The following is a 21,896-nucleotide window of genomic DNA, read 5'->3' as shown; positions in this document are numbered from 1 at the left end:
GGTGAGCCCCCCCCGCCTCCGCCCCCACCCTCATGCGACGGTCAGGACCAGAGCTCCCGTGTAGGTCTGGCCGGACGTGATGGCCGTGACCGTCCCGTCGACCGTCAGCGTGACCTTCTTGCCGCGGGGCGCCTTGACGGTCGCGTCGGCGGCCAGGGCGAGCCGGGTCAGGTACGAGGTGCCGGTGACCGTCCACGTCGAACCGCTGTCGAGCCGCACGATCGCGCCGTTGTTGACGGCGGCCCGCGCGGTGTTGGTGACGATGCCCAGCTCGTAGAAGGTCGACGCGTCGATGCTGGACACCCGGTGCTCGGCCTTCGACGCGGAGATGACGCCCTCGACGTGGGAGTTCTCGAAGGTGAGGACCATGTTCTTGCCGGTGCGCATGCCGTTGTAGAAGTCGCCTTCGAGAGCGATGGAGTTGAAGGTGGCGGCTCCGTCGGTGGTGTGGACGGCGGTCGGGTCGAAGGTGGCGTCCTTGGCCGGGTCGCCGGTGGGCTCGGTGTAGACGCCGATGTTCATCATCTTGCCGTTCACATTGACCGGGCCCGGGTCGTCCAGCTCGATCATCTGGAGGATGATCCCGTCGCGCGGGTTGAGCCGTGCGCCCTGGGAGCCGTCGACGCTGATCGTGGTCTGCTGGCCCTTGTTGAGGAATGTCGCCCGCTCGGAGTTGATCTGCGTGCCGCCGTCGAGAGTGAGTTGGCCGGTACCGAAGAACATGTAGCCGAAGTGGCCGGAGTTCACGACGGTCTCACGCACCGGGATCGACACCAATTCGGCCTCGGACAGGCCGAGTTCCAGCTCGGTGTTGAGCGCGGAGACGGCTGCCCCGGTGCTGTCGCCGTAGTGCACGACCGCGGCCGGGCCCGCGATGATGGTGGCGTAGCTGCCGACGTCGAGCCGGGAGCCGAGCACGCGCACGGTCGCGTCGCCGATGGCGTAGGTGCCGTAGCCGTACTCCCCCGTGTTCCCGAAGTGGCTGTTGATCGCGGTCAGTTTGAGTCCGCTGCCGCCCTCCACCGACAGGGCACCCCAAGTCTCGGAGAAGATGGTCGAGTTGAGGTAGGTGGCCTTGCTGTTCTTGCCGATCAGGTTGGTGGCGCGGACGTTGCCGTCGAGGCCGAGCATCCAGGGCACGGACTCCATGTACGGCGTCTCGACGGTGGCCTGGTAGTCGGCGGGCAGTACGCCGTTGCGGGTGCGCAGGACGGAGTCCTTGACGATGACGTTGGCGCCGTCGTCGGAGATGACGGCGGTGCGGACGACTCCCTTGGTGTCGATCCGGGCGCCGTCCACGACGAGCGTGGTGGCCGAGCCGTCGCCGACGACCGCGGCGCCGTAACCCGCGAAGTCGCAACGGCCGTTGCCGGTAAGGGAGATGGCGGGCCGGTCGAGTGTGTAGGTGGCGTCCTGGACGTACACGCCGTCGAAGCACTCGCCGGTCGAGGTGACCGACACGTTCCGGGCGTAAGCATCCGTCAGCTTGCCGCCGAGGACGGCCGCGAGGACGGACTTGTCCTTGACCACGCCGTCGCCGTCCACGTACACCGCCTGCCGGAAGGGGAAGGTGAGCGTCTCGTACGTCACCTCGTTGGCCGCCGCGACGGTCAGGACGACATCGCCCCGGTAGGTGCCGGCCTGGATCAGGGTGGCCGTGGCGCCGGTGGCGGTGAGCAGTTGGCCGGTCTCCACGCCGTCCACGGTCAGGGAAAGGCTGAAGCCGTCCGGGACGACCATCTTCCCGCCGGAAGCGATGGACAGCTCGCTCACGCGGGTCGTCGCGGAGACCTCGTACGTCTCACCGGATCCGACCGAGATCCGCGTGCCCGAAGCCTTCTCGGCCGTAGGCGCGGCGGTGGCGGAGGCCGCCGGCACCAGTACGGCTCCGGCCGTGGCGGTACCGGCGATCAGGACCGAGCGTCGGGTGATCAGCGTCATTGCTTGCCTTCCCAGGGATCGATGCGCCGTCGCGCAGTGTGACCGGCCGGCCGTCGAACGCGGGATGCGGACGGCCCGGCGGAGGCACCGAAGGTGCGCACGAGGGAGTGAAGCAGCCATGCGAACAAGGCAATAGGCGGGTGGCACACACATATGGGAGTCCGATGCCTCGGATCACGCCGACCATTTCATGGCGGTCACACAGAGTCGCCATAGCGGGTGGCCGGGCTCGGACACGACGGTGAGGCGGGCGGCCGGTCGGCCGTCCACCTCACCGTTCTCGTACCCGACTTGTCCGCTACGCCGGGGCGATCATCCCCGCCGACAGGTCGATGTCGGCCCCGCACAGGCCGGGCATCGCGAGCATCGCCACCAGGGCCCGCGCGACCTCGTGGTCCTCGACGAGCCGGCCGAGGGCGGCCCGGGACGCGAAGTCGCGTTCGGCCTCGGCGACGGTGCAGCCGGTCAGTTCGGCGGTGAGCCGGAAGTTGCGGTCCATGCGCGGGCCCCGAACCGGGCCCGGGGAAAGGGAGTTGACCGCGATCCCATGTGGTCCGACCTCCCCGGCAAGGGTCCGGGTCAGGCCGAGCAGCGCCATCTTGGAGGCGGTGTACGGGGTGCGGTTGAGCAGCGGACGCTTGCCGCTGACGGAGGCCACGTTGACGATGTCGCCCCGTCCGGCCGCGATCATCGGCGGCAGGAACGCCCGGCACATCAGATAGACGCCCCGGACGTTGGCGGCGAACACGTCGTCCCACTCGTCGGGCTCGATGTCGACGAGGGGGCGGACAGGCCCCGCGACTCCAGCGTTGTTGACGAGCAACGACACCTCCTCGTCCGCGAGTTCGGCGGCCAGGGCGCCGACGGCCGCAGGGTCGCAGACGTCACAGGAGGCCGTACGGGCCTGCCCGCCGCCCTTGGCGACACATGCGGCCGCGTCCGCGAGCGCCGCCTCGTTGCGCCCGACCAGGATCACCCGGGCGCCGGCGTCCGCGAGGGCCAGCGCGAAGGCGCGCCCCAGTGGTCCGCCGCCGCCCGTGACGATCGCCGTGCGGCCGTCCAGGGTCATGGGGTGTTCCAGGGCAGCTCGTCGCCCGCGGCCTTCGCCGCCCGTACGTCACCGGAGCGCGCATGCCCCTCGAACAGCTCGACTCGGGCCGCCCGCCCGCACAGCCGACCGAGCAGCGCCTGGGAGTCGGTGTCGGTCACCTCCTGATAGGTCACCGTCTTGAGGTACTTCCCCACCCACAGGCCGCCGGTGTAGCGCGCGGCACCACGTGTGGGCAGCACATGGTTTGTGCCGATGACCTTGTCGCCGAACGACACACAGGTGCCCTCGCCGAGGAACAGGGCGCCGTACTGGGTCATGCGCTCCAGCGCGAGGCGGGGTTCGGCGGTCAGCACCTCGACGTGTTCGAAGGCGAACTCGTCGGCGAGGGCGTACAGCTCGTCGAGGGTGTCGACGACGTGGACCTGGCCGTGGTCGCGCCAGGCGGGCTCGGCGAAGTCCCGGGTGGGCATGGTGGGCAGCAGGCGTTCCACCTCGGCGATGGTCTTCTCGGCGACCTCGCGGGAGGTGGTGATGAGGACGGCCGGGGAGTCGGGACCGTGCTCGGCCTGGGAGAGCAGGTCGACGGCGCACACGAACGGGTCGGCCTGCTCGTCGGCGAGGACGAGGATCTCGGTCGGCCCGGCGAACAGGTCGATGCCGACCTCGCCGAAGAGCTGCCGTTTGGCCTCCGCGACATAGGCGTTGCCGGGCCCGGCGATCAGGTTGACGGGCCGCATCGAGTCGGTGCCGACGGACATGGCGGCCACCGCCTGCACTCCGCCGAGCAGCCAGATCTCGTCAGCGCCCGCGAGATGCATGGCGGCGACGGTGGCGGCCGGGATCTCGCCGTGGATGGGCGGCGTACAGGCGACCACGCGCGGTACGCCGGCGACCTTGGCGGTGACGATGGTCATGTGGGCGGAGGCGGTGAGCGGGTAGCGCCCGCCCGGGATGTACGCGCCCGCCGCCTGCACGGGGATGTGCTTCTGACCGAGGCGCACACCCGGAAGCGTCTCCACCTCGAACTCCCGCAGGGAGTCCAGCTGATGGCGGGCGAAGCCGCGCACCTGGTCCTGGACGAAGCGGATGTCGTCGATGACCTGCTGCGGTACCGACGCGACGATCTTCTCGACCTCCTCGTCGGTCAGCCGGAAGGAGTCGGGGCTCCACCTGTCGAACTTCTCGGAGTAGGCGCGCACGGCGGCGTCACCGCGCTCACGGATGTCCGCGATGACACCGGTCACGGTCTCGCGCACCCGGTCGAGGGAGGCGGCGACCTCCGCCCCGGGCACGGCATGCTTCAGGATCGTTGCCACAACTGCGGCCTTTCTGCGGGTGGTTGATCAGGAGGGGGGCGATCAGACAGGTGGCGCCACGAACAGCACGTCGGGGTCGTTGAACTGCTCCTTGGCGACCGACTCGCTCATCGGGTCCGCGGTGCCCCACTGGTCCTGGGTGATCGGGTCGTCGACGTCATGGCGCCCCGGATGCCACACGTCCTCTTCGAGGACGGCGAGTTCGGTCGTGTACTCGACGGTGTTGCCGTGCGGGTCGTGGAAGTACGAGAAGGTGTTGTCGCCCGCGAGATGCCGGCCGGGGCCCCACGTCAGCCGCGTCCCGGCGCGCAGCGCCCGCCCGGTGCCGCGCATGTACTCCTCGACGCCCCGCATCTCGAACGAGGCGTGGTGCAGGGAGACATGGGGTCCGCGGGCGATGGCGAAGGAGTGGTGCAGCGGGCTGCACCGCAGGAAGTACATGAGGTCGCCCATGTGCGTCGAGTACAGGGTGTCGGTGAGCCGGAACCCGAGGTGCTCGACGTAGAAGTCCCGAAGTCCTTCCGGGTCCTGGGAGTTGACCACACAGTGCGAGAGCCTGACCGGGATCGCCTCCCGCTCCTCGATCCTGCGGTGGATGCGGGTGGCGACCTCCGCGGAGACCTCGACGACCCGCCCGTCGGGATCGAAGAAACGGAAACCGTAGCCTCCGCCCGGGGTGTCCAACGTGCCGGGCTCGCCCAGGAGTTGGATGCCCGCGCGACCGAGCCGTACATGCAGCTCGTCCACGGCGGTCGGCGACACGGCCCCGAAGGCGATCAGGTCCATCCGCTTCCGCTCGTCCTCGCGGATGCGGACGACGTACTGCTCGGGGCTGCCCTCGGCGGCGAAGAAGGCGACCCCGCTGTCGTTCGCGACCTCGGTCAGACCCCAGGTGGTGCCGTAGAAGGCGCGCTGCCGGGCGAAGTCCGGTACGGCCAGGTCGACATGGCGCAAGTGGGTGATGGGCTGAAAGGTCACTGTCCGCTCCTGACGGTGTTTCGCTGGTGGCCGAGGCCGGTGATCTCCGACTCGACGACGTCACCGGGCTTCAGGAAGACGCCCCAGTGCGCGCCGTTGCCGGCCGGGGAGCCGGTGAGCAGCAGGTCGCCGGGGCGCAGGGTGGTGGTCGTGGAGACGTAGGCGATGAGCGTCGGGATGTCGAAGATCATGTCCTTCGTCGACTCGTCCTGCCGCACAACTCCGTTGTGGCGCAAGGTGATCCGCAGGTCGCCGGGGTCACCGACGAAGGCCGCCGGTACGAGGAAGGGGCCGGTGGGCAGGAAGGTGTCGGCGTTCTTGGCCGTGAACCAGTCGGTCCCGATCGCCTTCAGGTCGGGCCGGTAGAGGCGGTCGCGGGTGGTGAGGTCGTTCGAGATCGTGTATCCGGCGACGTGCTCCATCGCCTTCTCGGCCGGGATGTTCTTGCCCGACTTCCCTATGACGAGGGCGAGTTCGAGTTCCCAGTCGTGCTGTTCGCCGAGCGCGGGGAGCACGATGTCGTCGAAGGGACCGCTCATCGCGCGCGGGGAGCCGAGGAAGACGTACGGCACTCCGTTGCGGGCGCGTTCGTCCATCATCAACTCGGCGTCGGCGCGGGCCTCTTCGGGAGTGGCGCCGTGCACGCTCTCCTTCTCGGCGGCGACCAGATCGACCACGTGCTTGCGGTAGTTGGCGCCGCTCTGCAGGATCTGGCCGGGCTCGACGGGCGTCAGGACGCGCAGCGCGGCCAGGTCGTGCCAGGTGCCGTCGGAGGACCGGGCGAGGTCACCGAGCCGGGGCAGCCAGCCGTCCCAGTCCTCGACGAGTGCCCGGACGGACGGCACGAGATCGGAGAGGTCACGCACGCGGGCGCCGGTGACCAGTCCCGGGAAGACCGCCTCCCCGGAAGCACCGGAGGCGAACGTGCCGAGTGCGAAGGGTCCGGCGTGGGTGGGCAGTGGATCGGGCACGGCGCTCTCCTCGTACGGGTGGGGGCTCGCCCTCGACGCTAGGGAGCCCGGGGACCCGGCGGAAATGGCGATCCGCGATGCCTGCCATCACCGGCCGCGCGGGCCCTCACCGCAGCGGTGTGCGGCTCCGCCGCGTGGCGGCTCCATCGCCGTACGGGATGCATGCCGTCCCCCTTGCCGATGCCTCGATCCGTTGACCGTGGATCGACCGCCCACGCAGGCTCGGAGCACCCACTTTCCCGAGGAGAAGAACGTGATAGTCGAGCATGCCGAGCTGACCGTCGAGGCGGGTCGTGAGCGGGAGTTCGCGGAGGTGTTCGGCAAGGCCCGTGAGGTGCTGGCAGAGGCCGACGGGTTCCGCTGGGCCGAGCTGCTGCGCGGTGCGGAGCGGCCGGCGGCCTTCCTGCTGCTGGTCGGCTGGGACTCGGTCGAGGCCCACATGGTCGGCTTCCGGGAGTCCGAGGCCTTCACGCGCTGGCGGGCCCTGGTCGGACCGTTCTTCGCCGAACCGCCGGTCGTCGAGCACTTCCATGAGCTCGGACCGCGCTTCTCAGGGTGACGGGTGCCCCCCATACCTTTCTTCTACGTTCGCAAGGATCGCCCATGCCCGTACAAAAGGTGCTCGTCGTCGGCGGCGGCATCACCGGAAGCGTGCTGTGTCTCGCGCTCGCCCAGCGGGGCGCCGAGGTGGAGCTCGTCGAGATCTCTCCGCGGTGGTTCGGTGTGGGCCATGGCATCACCGTCCAGGGCAACGCGCTCAAGGCGCTGCGCTCCGTGGGCGTTCTGGACCGGGTGCTGGCCCGGGCGGTGCCCTTCGACATCATGCGGCTGCGCCACGCCGACGGCGGGCTGATCACCGAGTTGAACACCCCGCACACCGGCGGGCCCGAACTGCCGTCCACAGCGGGCGCGTTGCGCTCGGATCTGCAGGACGCGCTGTGCGACGCGGTGCACGCGCAGGGGGTGCGGGTCCGCCTCGGGCTGAGCGTGGACCGGCTCGACCAGTCGCCCGACCACGTGGACGTCGCCTTCACGGACGGCTCGACCGGCCGCTACGACCTGGTCGTGGGCGCCGACGGCATCAACTCGGCGATGCGCGCGCTGATCGGCATCGATGCCGGGCCCCGCCCGGTCGGCATGTCGATCTTCCGGGTCGTCGCGGACCGCCCGGCGGAGATGGACTGCGCCGAGGTGTACTACGGCGGCCCCCGCTTCAAGGCCGGCTACAGCCCCATCTCCGCTGACCAGTGCTACGCCTACCTCCTCGACGAGAACCTCGACACCTCCCTGATCGGCCCCCGTGCCCCGCTCGACCTGCTGCGCGAGCGCGGCGCCGGGTACGGCGGCACCTGGGGGAAGATCCTCGCCTCGCTGCCCGACGACACGGCGGTCGACTACCGCTGGATCGAGGCGATCCTCGTCGAAGAACCCTGGCACCGGGGCCGCGCGATGGTCATCGGCGACGCCGCGCACGCCTGTCCGCCGCTGATCGCGCAGGGCGCGGCGATGTGCATGGAGGACGCGGTGCTGCTGGCGGAGCTGGTGACGGGGGACGAGCCGACCGAGAAGGCGCTGGACGTGTTCATGGCCCGCCGGTTGCCCCGGGTGCGGATGGTCCTGGAGAACTCCCTCCAGCTCGCCGACTGGGAGATCCATCCCGGGACGCCCGGCGCCGACCCGGCCCGGATCATGTCGGAGACGCTGGACAACCTGACGGCCGCCGCATGACCGGCTCACCCGTGGTCGACTTCCACGGCCACCTCGCCGTCCCCGCCGCCGACGCCCTGGTCGCGGGCACCGCGGGGCTCGCCGCCGAACTCGCGGCCGAGCAACGCGCCCACTCCCCCGCGTCCCTTGCTGTCAACCGCGACCAACTTCAGCGCCTGGCACCCAAGTTGACGGACGTCACCATCCGCCTCGCGGACCTCGACGCGATGGGCGTCGACATCCAGGTGGTCGGCCCGATGCCGATGCACCATTACTGGGCGGACCCGGACCTCGCGATCCGACTCGCCCGTACCGTCAACGCGGCTGTGGCCGCCCACTGCGCCGTGGCACCCGACCGGTTGTACGGCCTCGGCACGGTCCCGCTCCAACACCCGGACCTCGCGGTCGCGTTGCTGGACCAGGCGGTCAACGACCATGGCCTGTACGGCATCAGCGTCTCCACGACGGTCGACGGCCGCGAACTGGCCGATCCCGCGCACGACACTGTGTGGCAGCGGGCGGAGGAGTTGGGCGCGGTCGTCTTCGTGCACCCCTGGGGCTGCTCCCTCGGCGAGCGGCTGGCGACCAACTACCTGGGCAACACGGTCGGTCAGCCGGTGGAGACGGCGGTCGCGCTCTCGCATCTCGTCTTCACCGGCGTCCTCGACCGCTTCCCCCGCCTGAAGCTGGTGGCCGCGCACGGCGGCGGCTACCTCCCGACGTACATCGGCCGCTCCGATCACGCCTGGCGGGTACGCCAGGACGCCCGCGGCTGCGTCGAGTTGCCCAGCGCCTATCTGCGACGGATGTGGTTCGACGCGCTGGTGTACACCCCGCGCGCACTGCGGCACCTCGTCGAGGAGGTCGGCGCGGACCGGGTCGTCCTCGGTACCGATCACCCCTTCGACATGGGTGTCGACGACCCGGTGGCCCGGCTGGACGCGGCCGGGCTTCCACCGGCCGACCGGGCCGCCGTCGCCGGGGGCAACGCCCTCGACCTGCTGCTGAAAGGACGTACCCGATGACCGCCCCCGCTGCCCTCGGTCCGATCGAGGAAGAACTCGCCAAGGCCCGTGCCGCCTACCGCAATTGGGGCCGCTGGGGTGAGGACGACGTGCTCGGCACGCTGAACTTCGTCGACGACGCGATCCGTGCCCACGCTGCGGGCCTGGTGCGGCGCGGTCGGTCCTTCTCGCTCGCCCAGGAGTTCAACGAGTCCGGTCCGCAGCGCGGTTTCCGCGGCCGTATCAACCCGGTCCACTACATGAAGGACACCGGCTCCGACGCGGCGGCCGGCACCCAGGGCTTCCCGCACGGCTTCGGCGGCGCCGACGACCACGTCGTGATGCCCTTGCAGGCCTCCACACAGTGGGACGGCCTCGGCCACATCTACGACAACAAGCAGGCGTGGAACGGCCGTCCGTGCACCATCGTCAACGGCGACGGCGACTCGGTCACCGGCATCGAGCACATGAAGGACGCCTTCACCGGCCGGGGAGTCCTCCTCGACGTGGGCCGTACGGTCGGCGACGAACACGGTGAACTCCCGGACGGATTCCCCATCCTGGAGGAACATCTGCGCGCCACCATCGAGGCGCAGGGCGCGACCTCGTCGGTCCGCCGCGGCGACCTCGTCCTGATCCGCACCGGCCAACTCGGCCGCGTACGACGGCTCGGCGACTGGGGCGGTTACGCCGCCGGTGACGCGCCCGGCCTCTCTTTCACCACCCTGGGCTGGCTGCACCGCACGGAGATCGCGGCGATCGCCTCCGACACCTGGGGACTTGAGGTACGGCCGTACGAGTTCCCGCAGCCCGCGATGTCCCCGCTCCACCAGATAGCGATCCCCAACATGGGCCTCCCGCTGGGCGAGATGTGGGACCTGGAGGCACTGGCCAAGGACTGCGCGGCCGACGGCGTCCACGAGTTCCTGCTGGTGGCCGCACCACTGCCGGTGACCGGCGCGGTCGGTGCTCCCGTCAACCCGATCGCGATCAAGTGAGCCCGCAGATGAACGTGAACCGCTTCTCCGGCACCCTCCACCTCCCCGACGACGAGGACTTCGAGGAGGCGTGCTTCGGCCGGGTCTTCAACGCCCGCGTCCCGCGCGACCGTTCACCGGCCGCCGTCCTGATGGCCGAGTCGGAGCAGGATGTCATCGAAGGGGTCCGGCTCGCCCTGGAGCGGGGCTGGCAGGTCGCCGTCCGTTCCGGCGGGCACAGTTGGGCCGCCTGGTCGGTGCGCGAGAACGCTTTGCTGATCGACCTCGGGGGCTTTCGCGAGATGGCGTACGACCCGAGGACCGGGATCGTGTCGGCGACTCCCAGCGTCAAGGGCGGCGACGAACTCAACCCGTATCTCGGGGAGTTCGGCCGCTTCTTCAATGGCGGGCACTGCCCCTCCGTCGGCATCGGCGGCTTCCTGCTCCAGGGTGGCCAGGGGTGGAACGCGCGGGGCTGGGGCTGGGCGGCGGAGAACATCGTGGCGATCGATGTGGTCACCGCCGAGGGCGAGTTGGTGCGCGCCGACGAGACCCGGCACAGCGACCTGTTCTGGGCGGCGCGCGGCGCGGGCCCGGGCTTCTTCGGCATCGTCACCCGCTTCCACCTGCGCACGCGGCCGCTGCCGAAGTACCTGGGGCACACCGTGCACGCGTATCCGCTCGACCTGTTCGACGAGGTCATGACCTGGCTGCACGGCATGCACCACACGGTCTCGGACCTGGTGGAGATCGTCGCGCTCACACAGACACCGCCCGATCGGGACGAACCGGTGCTGCTGGTCACGGGCGTGTCGATGACCGACACCGCCGAGGAGGCCGCCGAGGCGCTGGCACCGCTGCACGCCAACCCGTACGCGGACCGGGCCCTGTTCCGCGTGGAGGCCCAACGGACCACGCTGGACGAGCAGTTGGCGGGCCAGCGGCTCGCCAACCCGGAGGGCCACCGCTATCTGGTGGACAACGCCTGGCTGACCGGCCCCGCCGACGAGGTCGTCCCGGCGATCCGCAGGGCCTTCACCGAGCAGCCCACCCGGCACACCTTCACCATCTGGTTCTCCATGGCACCGCTGCGCCAACTCCCCGACATGGCCTTCTCGTTGCAGTCGGAGATCTACTGCGCCACCTATGTCGTCCACGACGACCCGTCCCGGGACGCGGAGTTGCGTGCCTGGCTGGACGGCGCGATGGCGGACATGCAGCCGGTCACGGCCGGCCAGTACCTCGGTGATTCGGACTTCACCGTGCGGCAGTTGAGGTTCATGGGCGACGAACAGTGGCGGCGGCTGCGGGAGATCCGGGCGGCACGTGACCCCAAGGGCCTCTTCGCCGGCTATCTGAGCGCGGGGACCGTCACCAACACCAACCACTGGGAGCAGTGAGCGATGCGTTTCGCGACATACGAGCACGAGGGCGTGGAGCGCGCCGGAGCCGTCCGGGACGGTACCGTCCATCCGCTGCCCGAGGGCGTCACCGTACTGACCCTGCTGGAGCAGGAGGTGCTGCACGCGGCCGGCACCGAAGCACTGCGGCAGCCCAGCGACTTGACGGTGGATCAGGTACGGCTCCTGCCTCCGCTGAAGCCGCCGTCCATCCGGGACTTCGTCGGTTTCGAGGCGCACATCGAGGGAGTCTCGAAGTCCCTGGACGGGTTGGAGCACGTGCCCGAGGAGTGGTACAGGGCGCCCAACTTCTATTTCACCAACCCCCATGCCGCGTACGGCGCGCACGACGACGTGCCGGTGCCGGCGGGCTGCTCGGTGCTCGACTTCGAGTTGGAGGTCGGTGCGGTGATCGGCCGGAGCGGACGTGATCTCACGCCGGAGCGGGCGCGCGAGCACATCGTCGGCTATCTGGTCTTCAACGACTGGTCCGCACGGGATCTGCAGAAGCCGGAGAAGAACCTCGGGCTCGGCTTCTCCAAGGGCAAGGACTTCGCGAACACGCTGGGCCCCTGTCTGGTCACCGCCGACGAGGTCGAGGACCGGCGCGACCCGGACGGCTTCCTCGACCTGGAGATGACGGTCACCCTCAACGGTGAACTGATCGGCCGCGACACCCTCGCCAACGTCTCCTGGACCTTCGAGGAGATGATCGCCTACGCCTCCCGGGACGCCTGGGTGCGCCCCGGGGACATCCTCGGCTCGGGCACCTGCGGCTGGGGCGCGCTGGCGGAGTTCTGGGGCCGGGTCGGCGAGCGAACCCCGCCGCCGCTGCGGCCGGGAGACAAGGTGACACTCGCGGTGGAACGCCTCGGCACCCTCTCCAACCGGGTCGTGCCGGGCCGCGGGGACGTGTATCTGCCGCGCGCCCGCAAGCGCGGCCGGACCCCTCGGCCGTAGCCCCACCTCGAAACGGCTCCGACCTGCACACATCCAGGGATCCGATGGCAGCTATCGGATCCCTGTGACTTGCCTCCAGGGCTCTTCCTCGGCGGGAACCCGGTCGTTACGCTCCGGTTTCACCGAGCTTCAACGACGCGGCCGGAAGGACACACGCATGGGTCTGGGAGCGATCGACCTGAATCTTCTGGTGGCGCTGGAAGCCCTCCTGGAGGAGAAGAACGTCACCCACGCGGGGGTGCGGCTTTCCACCAGCCAGTCCGCGATGAGCGGCTCGCTGGCCCGGCTGCGGCGGCACTTCAACGACGAGCTGCTGGTGCGGGTGGGCCGCGAGTACGAGCTGACCCCGCTCGCGGAGCGGCTGCTGCCGGTCGTCCAGTCCTCGCTGCACAAGGCGGAAGAGGCGCTGTCGCTGACCAGGCACTTCGATCCGGCGCGCAGCCGGCAGCGGTTCTCGGTCGTGATGTCCGACTACGTCATGTCGATGTTCGTGGAACCGCTGCTGCGCGCCCTCGCGCGGGAGGCGCCCGGTATCCGGATCGACTTCCACCCGATCGTCGTCGGGCAGTTGGAGACGGAGACCCATCTGCGCTGCCACGACCTGATGATCGTGCCCCTCGGCTACCAACTGCCGGGTGTCAGCGAGGCCGTGATGCACGACCGGTTCGTGTGTCTCGTCGCCCCGGACAACCCGCGCCTAGTCGACGGGCGGCTCTCGTTGCGGGACCTCGCCGAGATGCCGCACGCGGCCTGCGGGATCGGCAAACTCACGCCCGCCGACCGGCAGTTGGAGACCCTCGGCATCACACCGAGGGTGCAGGTCAGCACGCCCGGCTTCAGCGTGCTGCCGTTCCTGATGAGCGGCACCGACCTGGTCGCCGTCGTGCCGGAGCGGCTCGCCCGGCGCTACGAGGGCTTCGCGCGCTGCGCCGTCGTACCGACACCGTTCCCGGACGTACCCCTGGTGGAGGCCATGTACTGGCACCACAACCGGCACGCGGACCCGGCGCACCGCTGGCTGCGGGAGACGGTCCGTGCGGTGGGCGCGTCGCTGGAGGACCCGGTGGCCCGGGAGATCGCCGGCGCGGATGCCACCCATGCCGATCGTGCGTTTCCGGAGCTGACCCCGGCTTCCTAGCGTGGACGGGAGACATCCCGCACCCCTGGAGGCAATCGTGAGCCGCACGCGTCTGGCCGGTCGTACCGTCGTCGTCACCGGGGCCGCGCAGGGCCAGGGAGCCGCCGAGGTGGCCGCCGCCGCCCGCGAGGGAGCGATCGTGGTGGCGACCGACGTCCTCGACGAGGCGGGCGGGAAGCTGGCCGCGTCCCTGCGCGCCGACGGCCTCGACGTGCGCTACCGGCACCTGGACGTGTCGTCGCCGGAGGACTGGGCGGACCTCGCGGCCGGGCTGGACGTCGTGCACGGGCTCGTGAACAACGCGGGCATTCCCATGCGGGCCCGGCTCGGTGACGTCCAACTCGCCGACTGGAACCGGGCTTTCGCGGTGAACACCACGGGCGCGCTGCTCGGCATCCAGGCCCTCGCCCCGCTGATGCCGGCCGGTTCTTCCATCGTGAACGTCGGCTCGGTCGCGGGTCTCACCGCCCATCACGCGGTCGCGTACACGACCAGCAAGTGGGCGCTGCGCGGGCTGTCGAAGGTGGCCGCGCTGGAGCTGGCCCCGCGCGGCATCCGGACGAACGTGATCCACCCCGGCTACATCGAGACCCCGCTGATGGCGTCCGCCAACCCGGTGTTCGTCCGGGCCCACCTCTCCCTGACCCCGCAGGGGCGGGCCGGCACGGTCGACGAGGTGGCCCCGCTGGTCGTCTATCTGCTGTCGGACGAGGCGTCGTACGTCAATGGCGCGGAGATCACGGTGGACGGGGGGTATGCGGCGCACGGCGGGGTGAAGGCGATCACGAATGCCCTAGATGCCTAGACACTCCTGAAGTCGGGTCTGGAGGAAACGGCGTTCCGCCTCGTTCTCCACCAGCTCCAGCGCCCGCTCGTACGCCTCGGCCGCCTCCGTCGTACGCCCGTCGCGTCGCAGCAGATCCGCGCGGGTCGCCGGCAGCAGGTGGTAGCCGGCCAGCTCGCCGCCCCGTTCCAGTTCCGCCACCAGAGCGAGTCCGGCCTCCGTTCCGTCCGCCATGCCCACGGCCACCGCTCGGTTCAGGCGCACCACCGGCGAGGGCACGAAGCGCTCCAACTCGCCGTACAGGCCCGCGATATCGGCCCAGTCGGTGTCGGTGGCGGTGGGTGCGGTGGTGTGGCAGGCGGCGATGGCGGCCTGGATCTGGTAGGGGCCGGGGCGGCCCCGGCGGAGGGCCGTCTCCAGGAGGGCGGCGCCCTCGTCGACCTCGGCGCGGTCCCAGGCCGTACGGTCCTGGTCCTCCAGGGTGACCAGTTCGCCCGCGGTGTCCACGCGCGTGTGGCGGCGGGCGTCGTGCAGCAGCAACAGCGCCAGCAGGCCGAGCACTTCGGGCTCGTCCGGCATCAGGCGGGCCAGGACGCGGGCCAGGCGGATCGCCTCCGCGCACAGGTTCGTCCGGACCAGGTCGGTGCCGGACGTGGCCGCGTACCCCTCATTGAAGAGGAGGTACACGACGCCCAGCACGCCGGTCGTGCGCTCGGGCAACAGATGCGCGGGCGGGACGCGGTAGGGGATGCCCGCGTTGCGGATCTTCTTCTTGGCGCGCACCAGGCGTTGCGCCATGGTCGCCTCGGGGACGAGGAAGGCGCGGGCGATCTCAGGGGTCGTGAGACCCGCGAGCGTGCGCAGGGTGAGGGCGACCCGGGCCTCGATGGGCAGCGCGGGATGGCAGCAGGTGAAGATCAGCCGCAGCCGGTCGTCGTGGACCCCGCTGTCGTCGCCGTCGTACTCCGGGTCGTACGGTCCCTCGTCCCGTGCCAGCACCGCGACCTCCCGCAGTTTCGCCGCCCCGACCGCCTCCCGGCGCAGTACGTCGAGGGCGCGGTTGCGGGCGGTCGTGGTGAGCCAGGCGCCGGGGCGGCGCGGGATTCCGTCGCGCCGCCACCGGTCGAGTGCCTGGGCGAAGGCGTCCTGCGCGCACTCCTCCGCGAGGTCCCAGTCGCCGGTCACCCGGATAAGGGTGGCGACGACCTGGCCCCATTCCTCGCGGAAGGCGACGGCGACCGCCTTCTCGACGTCCGGCACGTTCACTCCCAGACCGGCCGCACCTCGACCGAACCGCCGGCGAGCGCGGCGGGGTGCCGGGAAGCGAGCGAGATCGCCTCGTCGAGATCGGCGACCTCGATGATGTCGATACCCGCGACATACTCCTTGGACTCGACGAACGGGCCGTCGGTGAGCAGGACTTCGTCGCCCTGGACGCGCACGGTGGTGGCGTCGGTGGCGGGCCGCAGCCGGGCTCCGCCGCGCATGAGGTCGCGACCGCGGACCTCTTCGGTGTACGCGGTGAAGCGGGGGTCGTCGGCGATCTCGGCGGGGCTGAGTTCCTCGCCGCCGACGGGGGTGCAGATGAGCAGGACGTACTTCATGACCGCTCCTCGGTCGATGTCTCCGTGGTGGACACGTGTTCGTGGACGATCAGCCAGCGCGGGCCGACGTTGCGGTAGCCGGTGGTCACGCGCAGGACGTCGTTCAGCGGACGGCCGCCGGTGCGGGTGCCGCGCAGTCGGACGAGGGCGTTGCCGAAGGCGATGGACTCGTCGACGTGGACGCGGAACTCCAGCACCTCGCGGGTCAGGGGCCCGGTCACGCCCGCGAGGTCGTCCTCCACGGCCTTGCGGAGGGCTGCGGTCCCGTGCCGTTCGGCGCCTCCCGCGAAGGCCGTCACGTCCTGGGCGTAGCAGGCGAGGACCCGGTCCACGTCCCGCTCGCGGAGGGCCTCGGTCAGTTCGGCGTCGAGTGCGCGGATCTCGGGCTCGCCCTCCTCCTCGCCGTCCATGGGCCAGAAGGGGCGCACCTCCATCGCTCCGACGGTGGCGACGGGGTGCTTGGCGGCGGCCTCGACGGCCTCCTCCAGGGTGTCGCACTCCAGGATGTCGAATCCGGCGACGTACTCCTTGGTCTCGGCGAACGGCCCGTCGGTGCGCAGCACCTCGCCGCCACGCACCCGCACGGTGACGGCGTCGGCGGGCAGCGCGAGGCGGTGGCCGTGCAGCCGTACATTACGGTCGCCCAGGTCCTCCACCCACGGTTCGACGGGTGCCATCCTGGAGCTGTCGGCGGTGTCGTCGCCGCATACGAGCAGCATGTACTTCATGGTTCCTCCCGGTCCTCATGAGCTTCCTACACCCCACCGACGAACGCGGCCGAGGCGAATCGACACCCGCTGCGGGAAAACGCGAAAAGGCCGGGGCACTGTGCCCCGGCCTTCCCCTCCGACACGAGCGTTTACGCGGTCGCCGCCTGCACCGACGGCTCCCCCGCCCCCACGGTCGACCGCTCGGTGTTCTTGCGCACCAGCAGCAGGGTGACCACCGCGCCCAGCAGGGAGGCGCAGCCGCAGATCACCACGCCCAGGGCCATGCCGTGGCCGAGGGCGGTCTGCGCTGCGGCCTTTGCCTGGGCGCTGCCCGCGTTGACGACGGCCAGGGGTCCGGCCGCCTTCTCCATGCCCGCGTCGGCGCCGCTGAGCTTGCCGACGAGTGCGGAGGACGCGGCGCTCATCGCGATGGTGCTGATCACGGCAGGGCCGAGTCCCTGCCCGAACTCGCGCACCAGGCTGGTCGCGCCGCTGGCCATGCCGGTCATGTTGATCGGTACGGCGTTCACGGCGGCGGAGGTCAGCGAGGACACCACGCAGATGAAGCCGATGCCGAGCAGCAGCACCGGGCCGATGAAGGCCACGAGGGAGGTGGTGGTGATGGGCAGTGCGGCGATCCAGAACTGCCCTGCGGCCATGGGCAGCAGGCCGCCCATCAGGAGCCAGCGGGCGTCGACGCGGGTGAGCATCCTGCTGAGCACCGGTGCCAGCAGCAGCGGGATCAACTGCAGGATCACGAACGGCATGCCGGCCCGCAGCGCGCTCAGGTGCATGACCGCGCCGAGGCGGATCGACACGCAGTAGGCGGTGCCGATGAAGCCGAACATGCCGGCCAGTGCCACGACGGCCGCCGCCGCGAACGAGGGGATCTTCAGCAGGTCGAGGTTGAACATCGGTGAGGTGGCGCGGGTCTCCGCGACGACAAATCCGGCGAGCGCCACGGCCGCCAGGGTCAGCGAGCCCACGATCGCCGCGCTGCCCCAGCCGCGGTCGCCGCCCTCGATGATGCCCCAGAGCAGGGCGGTCAGCCCGACGGCGATGGTGATCTGGCCAGGCCAGTCCAGGGCGCGGCCCTCGGGCGCCTTGGAGTCGGTGACGAGCTGCCGGCAGGCGACGGCGACGATCAGACCGAGGACGACCGGCGGTACGAACGCCCAGCGGAAGTCGGCGACCGTGGCGAGGATCCCGGAGGAGAGCGGGCCGAGCGCGGAGGCGAGGGAGATGCTCAGCGCCCAGGTGGAGACGGCTTTCGCCCGGTCCTTGCCGTCCGGGGTGGCCGCCGCGATGACCGCGAGGGAGCTGGGGAAGAGCGCGGCGGCGCCGATGCCGGCCAGGGCCTGACCGGTCCACATCATGGTGATGTTCTGCGAGGTGGAGTTGAGGAGTTCACCCAGCGCCAGGACGAGTCCGCCGAGGACCAACAGCCGCTTGCGCCCGAAGAGATCGCCCACCACACCGAAATTCAGTTCCAGAATCGCGGTGGGGAGAATGAACGCGGAGGTGACCCAGGCGACCTGGGAACCCGAGGCGCCGAATGCGGCCTGGATTTCTCCGTTGATGGGCGAGGGAACGGTAATGCACAACTGTGCCGCCGCGACCGCGAGACAGCACGCTATGAGCGTTCCGGGGTCCAGTCTTTTCAAGGAGATCGAATCCGTCATCGTGCGTGCCCTCACTCTGCGTTTTTCTCTATGAGTTCGATGAGATTTCCCTCGGGGTCGCTGACCCAGGCCATGCGCACTCCGGGCTCGGGGGACGGCCCGGGTGCCATGACCTCGCCCGCGCCATGGGCCAGCAAGGCGCCGTGGACGGGGTCGAGTTCGGGGGTGGTGACCGCGAAGTGCCCGTATCCCTCGGTGAGTACGGCGGTCATCGGGTCCGGTGCGCGCAGGCCCGGGGCGGAGCCGGGCCGGGCGAGCAGTTCGATGCGCCAGCCCTCCGGATGCTCCAGCACGACGCCTCGCAGACCGGGTCCTTCGAGGTGGAACGCGAAGACGGTCTTCAGGCCGAACGCGCCCTGGTACCAAGCGGTTTGGGCGGTCAGATCACGTACGTTGACGCCCACGTGGTCGAGTCGTACGGTCACGGCGGCTCAGCCCGCCATCGCGCTGTCGCCGCCGTCGACCATGAGGTTGGCGCCGTTGACGAAGGCCGCCTCGTCGGAGCAGAGGAAGGCGGCGGCCCGCGCGATGTCCTCGGGCCGCCCCACGCGCCCGACCGGGATGCGCGCCTCCAACTGGGCCTTGGGGCCGTCCGGATCGTCGAGGAAGGGTGCGGTGGCGGAGGTGCGGGTCATCCCCGGGGCGATGGTGTTGACGCGGATGCGGTGCGGGGCGCCGGCCGCGCACAGGTGCATGCTCATCGCCAACACCCCGCCCTTGGCGGCCCCGTGGGGCACCATCGGCATGAAGGGCGCACCGCGTACGGCGGCCACGGAGGCGACGTTGAGCACGGCGCCGCCACCGCGCGCGATCAGGTGCGGCCAGGCGGCCTGCGTACAGAAGTAGGGGATGTCCAACTCGTTCTTGATGGTGAAGTACCAGTCCTCGGCGGGCATCGTCTCGAAGGGGCCGTTCCGCAGCGCCGAGGCGTTGTTGTAGAGGATGTCGATCCCGCCGAAGGCCGCGATCCCGGCCTCGATCCACTCCCGGGCACCGGTCTGGGTGGACAGGTCCACGGGTGCGAGCGACCGCATGATTCCCCCGGCTTTCTCTACGAGTTCCACTGTCTCGGCCGCGTTTCCCTCGTCGATGTCGCAGCCGAAGACCTCGGCGCCCTCCGCCGCGAATATCAGTGCCGCGGCCCGCCCTATTCCCGCCCCCGTTCCACTGATGAAAGCGATTTTCCCGGCCAGTCGACCCATGATTGCCAAGTCCCTTGTCCCGTGCCGCCGTGGTGCGGTGGTGGCAGCGTAGGTACGGCCATTGGCGAGAACAAGAAATGGACCGGCGAAGGGGCATCGGGGGTTTGTATGGCTGGTATGAGGCGCGGAGCCGGGAACTCCTCACAGGTTCACGAGAGGATGTCCCCATGAGCACCGACGAGCACGCTCGGCTGATGCGCGCCAACCAGGCCAACTGGGACGCCCGCACCCCCGTCCACCTCGCCAGCCGGTTCTACGGCCTCGACGGCGACCCGGACCCGGAGCGCTGGTTCGCCGCCTTCGAGTGGGACGACCTCGGCGACCTGAGCGGCCGTGACGTGCTCCACCTCCAGTGCCACCTCGGCACCGAGACCCTCGCGTTCGCGCAGCGCGGGGCACGCGCCACGGGACTCGACTTCTCGGAGGCGTCCGTGGCGGCCGCGAACGCCATCGCGGCGAAGGCCGACCTCGACGTCGGCTACGTACAGGCGAACGTGTACGACGCCGTGGAGGCCCTGGGGCAGCGGCAGTTCGACGTCGTGTACACCGGCAAGGGCGCCCTGTGCTACTTGCCGGATCTGCCGCGCTGGGCGAATGTCGTGGCCCAACTCCTGCGTCCCGGCGGCCTGTTGTACGTGGTCGAGTTCCATCCCTTGCTCAACTCGCTGGGCCCGAAGCCGGCTCCGGACGAGGGGCCCGAACTGGTGCTGCGCCACGACTACCTGGGCGGCGGCGGTCCCGTGCGCCGGGACGCGACGTTCACGTACACCGACGGTCCGGCCGTCGCGGGTGCGACCGACAGTTACGAGTGGATGCACGGAATAGACGAGGTCATCAACGCGTTGACGACAGCGGGACTGAACATCCGGCGGCTCCGTGAGAGCGACGAACTGCCGTGGCCGCGCTGGCCGCGGATGGTCCGGACGCCCGGCGGCTGGTGGCGACTGCCCGAGCCGCGGATCCCTCTCCTGTACGGCCTGCTGGCGAGCCGCTGAGCCGTATCTCACAGCCGGAGTCGCAGCGGGTGTGCTACGGTGCGGTCAGCACTTGTGTACGCCCCGCTGTGGGCGCCGGTGCCAGTACCACTTCACCTTCGCCGAACGGCCCGTCGATTTCCGACCGGTTCATCGGCTTCTCCACACCATCTCGTGACCGGCGTTTTTCCGCCGTACCCCGAGGTGATGTTCCCCGCCGCCCCGAGGAGCGCTCGTTCGCCCTCCACCCGCGGCTTCTCCCCCTTCCTTCCGCATGACACATGCATCCGTCCTTGAAAGGACCACCCATCATGACCACCACACTCGAACCCCCAGTACAGGAACAGCCCCGTATCCAGACCGCGACCGGTGTCCTCGACATCGACGGCAACGGGAAGGGGCACCTGCGGGCACTGGACTGCCTGCCCTCGCCCACCGACCTCCAGGTCTCCCCCGCGCTGATCCGCCGTCATGGCCTGCGCAAGGGCGACCTCGTCGAAGGTGTCCGCGGCGGGCAGCGCGCCCTGACCGAGGTCGCGTTCGTCAACGGGCGCACGCCCGGCGAACTGCGCGGCCGACGCCACTTCCGTGACCTCACCCCGCTGCACCCGCGTGAGCGGCTGCACCTCGAACACCCGGCGGCGGGCCTCACCGGACGCGTCGCCGATCTGATCGCCCCCGTCGGCAAGGGCCAGCGCGGGCTCATCGTGGCCCCGCCGAAGACCGGCAAGACCGTGCTGCTCCAGCAGGTCGCGGCCGCCGTCGCCGGCAACCACCCCGAGGCCCGCCTCATGGTGGTGCTGCTCGACGAGCGCCCCGAGGAAGTCACCGACATGCGGCGCTCCGTGCGCGGCGAGGTGTACGCCTCCACCTTCGACAAGGCGCCCAAGCAGCACATCGCGCTGGCCGAGCTGGTGATCGAGCGGGCCAAGCGGCTTGTCGAGGCCGGCGAGGACGTCGTGATCCTGCTCGACTCGCTGACCCGGCTGTGCCGGGCGCACAACAACGCGGCCGCCTCCGGTGGCCGTACCCTCAGCGGCGGTGTCGACGCGACCGCGCTGATCGGGCCGAAGAAGTTCTTCGGCGCCGCGCGCCTCGCCGAGGAGGGCGGCTCGCTCACCATCCTCGCCACCGCGCTGGTCGAGACCGGCTCCCGTGCCGACGACTTCTACTTCGAGGAGCTGAAGAGCACCGGCAACATGGAGCTGCGGCTCAGCCGCGAGTTGGCCTCGCGCCGGGTGTTCCCGGCCGTCGAGATCAACCCGTCCGGCACCCGCCGCGAGGAACTCCTGCTCACCCCGGCCGAGTTGACGGCCGTACGCGGCCTGCGCCGGGCCCTGCAGACACGGGACGGCCAGAGCAGCACGGAGACACTCCTGGAGCGCATGCGGGAGACCCCGGACAACGCGACGTTCCTACGCCGCATCCAGCCGACGCTGCCTTCGGACTGACCGGCACGGCCGTGGGACTAGGGCATCCGGGTGCTCGCTCGCCCCG

Annotated in this window: 21 protein-coding genes; 10 read left to right on the top strand and 11 right to left on the bottom strand. The window is 70.4% G+C overall.

Annotated features, from left to right (window positions below):
* Positions 1-30 precede the first annotated feature (30 nt).
* From AB0M63_RS42140 to AB0M63_RS42120, 5 genes are all read right to left on the bottom strand, one after another.
* On the bottom strand, positions 31-1,941 hold the full coding sequence (locus tag AB0M63_RS42140) for a hypothetical protein (protein ID WP_366023126.1): 1,911 nt from the start codon (positions 1,939-1,941) through the stop codon (positions 31-33).
* Between the two features lie 298 nt (positions 1,942-2,239).
* On the bottom strand, positions 2,240-3,010 hold the full coding sequence (locus tag AB0M63_RS42135) for an SDR family NAD(P)-dependent oxidoreductase (protein WP_366023125.1): 771 nt from the start codon (positions 3,008-3,010) through the stop codon (positions 2,240-2,242).
* Entirely contained in the window at positions 3,007-4,308 is a 1,302-nt protein-coding gene (hisD, locus tag AB0M63_RS42130) for a histidinol dehydrogenase (protein WP_366023124.1), read from the bottom strand. Before hisD ends, AB0M63_RS42135 begins: the two co-directional genes overlap by 4 nt.
* A gap of 42 nt (positions 4,309-4,350) precedes the next feature.
* The gene (locus tag AB0M63_RS42125) at positions 4,351-5,286 is read right to left on the bottom strand and encodes a VOC family protein (RefSeq protein WP_366023123.1); all 936 of its coding nucleotides are present in this window, start codon (positions 5,284-5,286) and stop codon (positions 4,351-4,353) included.
* Positions 5,283-6,257: a fumarylacetoacetate hydrolase family protein gene (locus AB0M63_RS42120; protein ID WP_366023122.1), complete on the bottom strand. Its 975-nt coding sequence runs from the start codon at positions 6,255-6,257 to the stop codon at positions 5,283-5,285. Before AB0M63_RS42120 ends, AB0M63_RS42125 begins: the two co-directional genes overlap by 4 nt.
* 253 nt (positions 6,258-6,510) lie before the next feature.
* On the opposite strand from AB0M63_RS42120, the gene AB0M63_RS42115 reads away from it, so the two are divergent.
* The 8 genes from AB0M63_RS42115 to AB0M63_RS42080 all read left to right on the top strand — a co-directional run bounded on the left by AB0M63_RS42115 (position 6,511) and on the right by AB0M63_RS42080 (position 14,248).
* Positions 6,511-6,816 (top strand): antibiotic biosynthesis monooxygenase, encoded by a 306-nt coding sequence (locus tag AB0M63_RS42115; protein WP_366023121.1) that lies wholly within the window; start codon positions 6,511-6,513, stop codon positions 6,814-6,816.
* A 44-nt stretch (positions 6,817-6,860) separates the two neighbouring features.
* Positions 6,861-7,985, top strand: a complete 1,125-nt coding sequence (locus tag AB0M63_RS42110; protein ID WP_366023120.1) for an FAD-dependent monooxygenase — start codon at positions 6,861-6,863, stop codon at positions 7,983-7,985.
* Complete coding sequence (locus AB0M63_RS42105) at positions 7,982-8,989, top strand: amidohydrolase family protein (RefSeq protein WP_366023119.1); 1,008 nt, start codon at positions 7,982-7,984, stop codon at positions 8,987-8,989. Before AB0M63_RS42110 ends, AB0M63_RS42105 begins: the two co-directional genes overlap by 4 nt.
* Positions 8,986-9,966, top strand: coding sequence for a cyclase family protein (locus tag AB0M63_RS42100; RefSeq protein WP_366023118.1), 981 nt, complete (start codon positions 8,986-8,988; stop codon positions 9,964-9,966). Before AB0M63_RS42105 ends, AB0M63_RS42100 begins: the two co-directional genes overlap by 4 nt.
* Positions 9,967-9,974: 8 nt before the next feature.
* Positions 9,975-11,345 carry an FAD-binding oxidoreductase gene (locus AB0M63_RS42095; protein WP_366023117.1) on the top strand — a complete coding sequence of 457 codons (1,371 nt, stop codon included), beginning with the start codon at positions 9,975-9,977 and terminating at the stop codon, positions 11,343-11,345.
* A 3-nt stretch (positions 11,346-11,348) separates the two neighbouring features.
* A complete protein-coding gene (locus AB0M63_RS42090; RefSeq protein ID WP_366023116.1) occupies positions 11,349-12,305 on the top strand; it encodes a fumarylacetoacetate hydrolase family protein in 957 nt (318 codons plus the stop codon).
* A gap of 157 nt (positions 12,306-12,462) precedes the next feature.
* Entirely contained in the window at positions 12,463-13,443 is a 981-nt protein-coding gene (locus AB0M63_RS42085; protein ID WP_366023115.1) for a LysR family transcriptional regulator, read from the top strand.
* 37 nt (positions 13,444-13,480) lie between these two features.
* Entirely contained in the window at positions 13,481-14,248 is a 768-nt protein-coding gene (locus AB0M63_RS42080) for an SDR family oxidoreductase (RefSeq protein ID WP_366023114.1), read from the top strand.
* On the opposite strand, the gene AB0M63_RS42075 is transcribed toward AB0M63_RS42080, so the two are convergent.
* The 6 genes from AB0M63_RS42075 to AB0M63_RS42050 form a co-directional block, all read right to left on the bottom strand.
* Positions 14,237-15,493, bottom strand: a complete 1,257-nt coding sequence (locus AB0M63_RS42075) for an RNA polymerase sigma factor (RefSeq protein ID WP_366023113.1) — start codon at positions 15,491-15,493, stop codon at positions 14,237-14,239. The two genes, AB0M63_RS42080 and AB0M63_RS42075, sit on opposite strands and share 12 nt — an antisense overlap.
* A complete protein-coding gene (locus tag AB0M63_RS42070) occupies positions 15,490-15,831 on the bottom strand; it encodes a YciI family protein (RefSeq protein ID WP_366023112.1) in 342 nt (113 codons plus the stop codon). The genes AB0M63_RS42075 and AB0M63_RS42070 overlap by 4 nt, the downstream gene beginning before the upstream one ends.
* Complete coding sequence (locus AB0M63_RS42065; protein ID WP_366023111.1) at positions 15,828-16,559, bottom strand: nuclear transport factor 2 family protein; 732 nt, start codon at positions 16,557-16,559, stop codon at positions 15,828-15,830. Before AB0M63_RS42065 ends, AB0M63_RS42070 begins: the two co-directional genes overlap by 4 nt.
* 131 nt (positions 16,560-16,690) lie before the next feature.
* Entirely contained in the window at positions 16,691-18,223 is a 1,533-nt protein-coding gene (locus AB0M63_RS42060; protein ID WP_358849632.1) for an MFS transporter, read from the bottom strand.
* A gap of 11 nt (positions 18,224-18,234) precedes the next feature.
* The gene (locus AB0M63_RS42055) at positions 18,235-18,648 is read right to left on the bottom strand and encodes a VOC family protein (RefSeq protein ID WP_366023110.1); all 414 of its coding nucleotides are present in this window, start codon (positions 18,646-18,648) and stop codon (positions 18,235-18,237) included.
* A 6-nt stretch (positions 18,649-18,654) separates the two neighbouring features.
* Entirely contained in the window at positions 18,655-19,425 is a 771-nt protein-coding gene (locus AB0M63_RS42050; RefSeq protein WP_366023109.1) for an SDR family NAD(P)-dependent oxidoreductase, read from the bottom strand.
* A gap of 167 nt (positions 19,426-19,592) precedes the next feature.
* On the opposite strand from AB0M63_RS42050, the gene AB0M63_RS42045 reads away from it, so the two are divergent.
* Both AB0M63_RS42045 and rho read left to right on the top strand, forming a co-directional pair.
* Positions 19,593-20,420 carry a class I SAM-dependent methyltransferase gene (locus AB0M63_RS42045; protein WP_366023108.1) on the top strand — a complete coding sequence of 276 codons (828 nt, stop codon included), beginning with the start codon at positions 19,593-19,595 and terminating at the stop codon, positions 20,418-20,420.
* Positions 20,421-20,710: 290 nt separating this feature from the next.
* Positions 20,711-21,850 carry a transcription termination factor Rho gene (gene rho / locus AB0M63_RS42040; protein ID WP_366023107.1) on the top strand — a complete coding sequence of 380 codons (1,140 nt, stop codon included), beginning with the start codon at positions 20,711-20,713 and terminating at the stop codon, positions 21,848-21,850.
* Positions 21,851-21,896 lie beyond the last annotated feature (46 nt).

This window comes from Streptomyces sp. NPDC051576, assembly GCF_040681835.1.
GTDB lineage: Bacteria > Actinomycetota > Actinomycetes > Streptomycetales > Streptomycetaceae > Streptomyces.
This window is presented reverse-complemented; position numbering and strand designations above follow the sequence as displayed.

Coding starts and splice junctions, on each gene's coding strand:
- AB0M63_RS42105 (WP_366023119.1), top strand. CDS start 7,982: ATGACCGGCTCACCCGTGGTCGACTTCCACGGCCACCTCGCCGTCCCC.
- AB0M63_RS42050 (WP_366023109.1), bottom strand. CDS start 19,425: ATGGGTCGACTGGCCGGGAAAATCGCTTTCATCAGTGGAACGGGGGCG.
- AB0M63_RS42095 (WP_366023117.1), top strand. CDS start 9,975: ATGAACGTGAACCGCTTCTCCGGCACCCTCCACCTCCCCGACGACGAG.
- AB0M63_RS42065 (WP_366023111.1), bottom strand. CDS start 16,559: ATGAAGTACATGCTGCTCGTATGCGGCGACGACACCGCCGACAGCTCC.
- AB0M63_RS42070 (WP_366023112.1), bottom strand. CDS start 15,831: ATGAAGTACGTCCTGCTCATCTGCACCCCCGTCGGCGGCGAGGAACTC.
- rho (WP_366023107.1), top strand. CDS start 20,711: ATGACCACCACACTCGAACCCCCAGTACAGGAACAGCCCCGTATCCAG.
- AB0M63_RS42060 (WP_358849632.1), bottom strand. CDS start 18,223: ATGACGGATTCGATCTCCTTGAAAAGACTGGACCCCGGAACGCTCATA.
- AB0M63_RS42140 (WP_366023126.1), bottom strand. CDS start 1,941: ATGACGCTGATCACCCGACGCTCGGTCCTGATCGCCGGTACCGCCACG.
- AB0M63_RS42135 (WP_366023125.1), bottom strand. CDS start 3,010: ATGACCCTGGACGGCCGCACGGCGATCGTCACGGGCGGCGGCGGACCA.
- AB0M63_RS42090 (WP_366023116.1), top strand. CDS start 11,349: ATGCGTTTCGCGACATACGAGCACGAGGGCGTGGAGCGCGCCGGAGCC.
- AB0M63_RS42045 (WP_366023108.1), top strand. CDS start 19,593: ATGAGCACCGACGAGCACGCTCGGCTGATGCGCGCCAACCAGGCCAAC.
- AB0M63_RS42110 (WP_366023120.1), top strand. CDS start 6,861: ATGCCCGTACAAAAGGTGCTCGTCGTCGGCGGCGGCATCACCGGAAGC.
- AB0M63_RS42100 (WP_366023118.1), top strand. CDS start 8,986: ATGACCGCCCCCGCTGCCCTCGGTCCGATCGAGGAAGAACTCGCCAAG.
- AB0M63_RS42085 (WP_366023115.1), top strand. CDS start 12,463: ATGGGTCTGGGAGCGATCGACCTGAATCTTCTGGTGGCGCTGGAAGCC.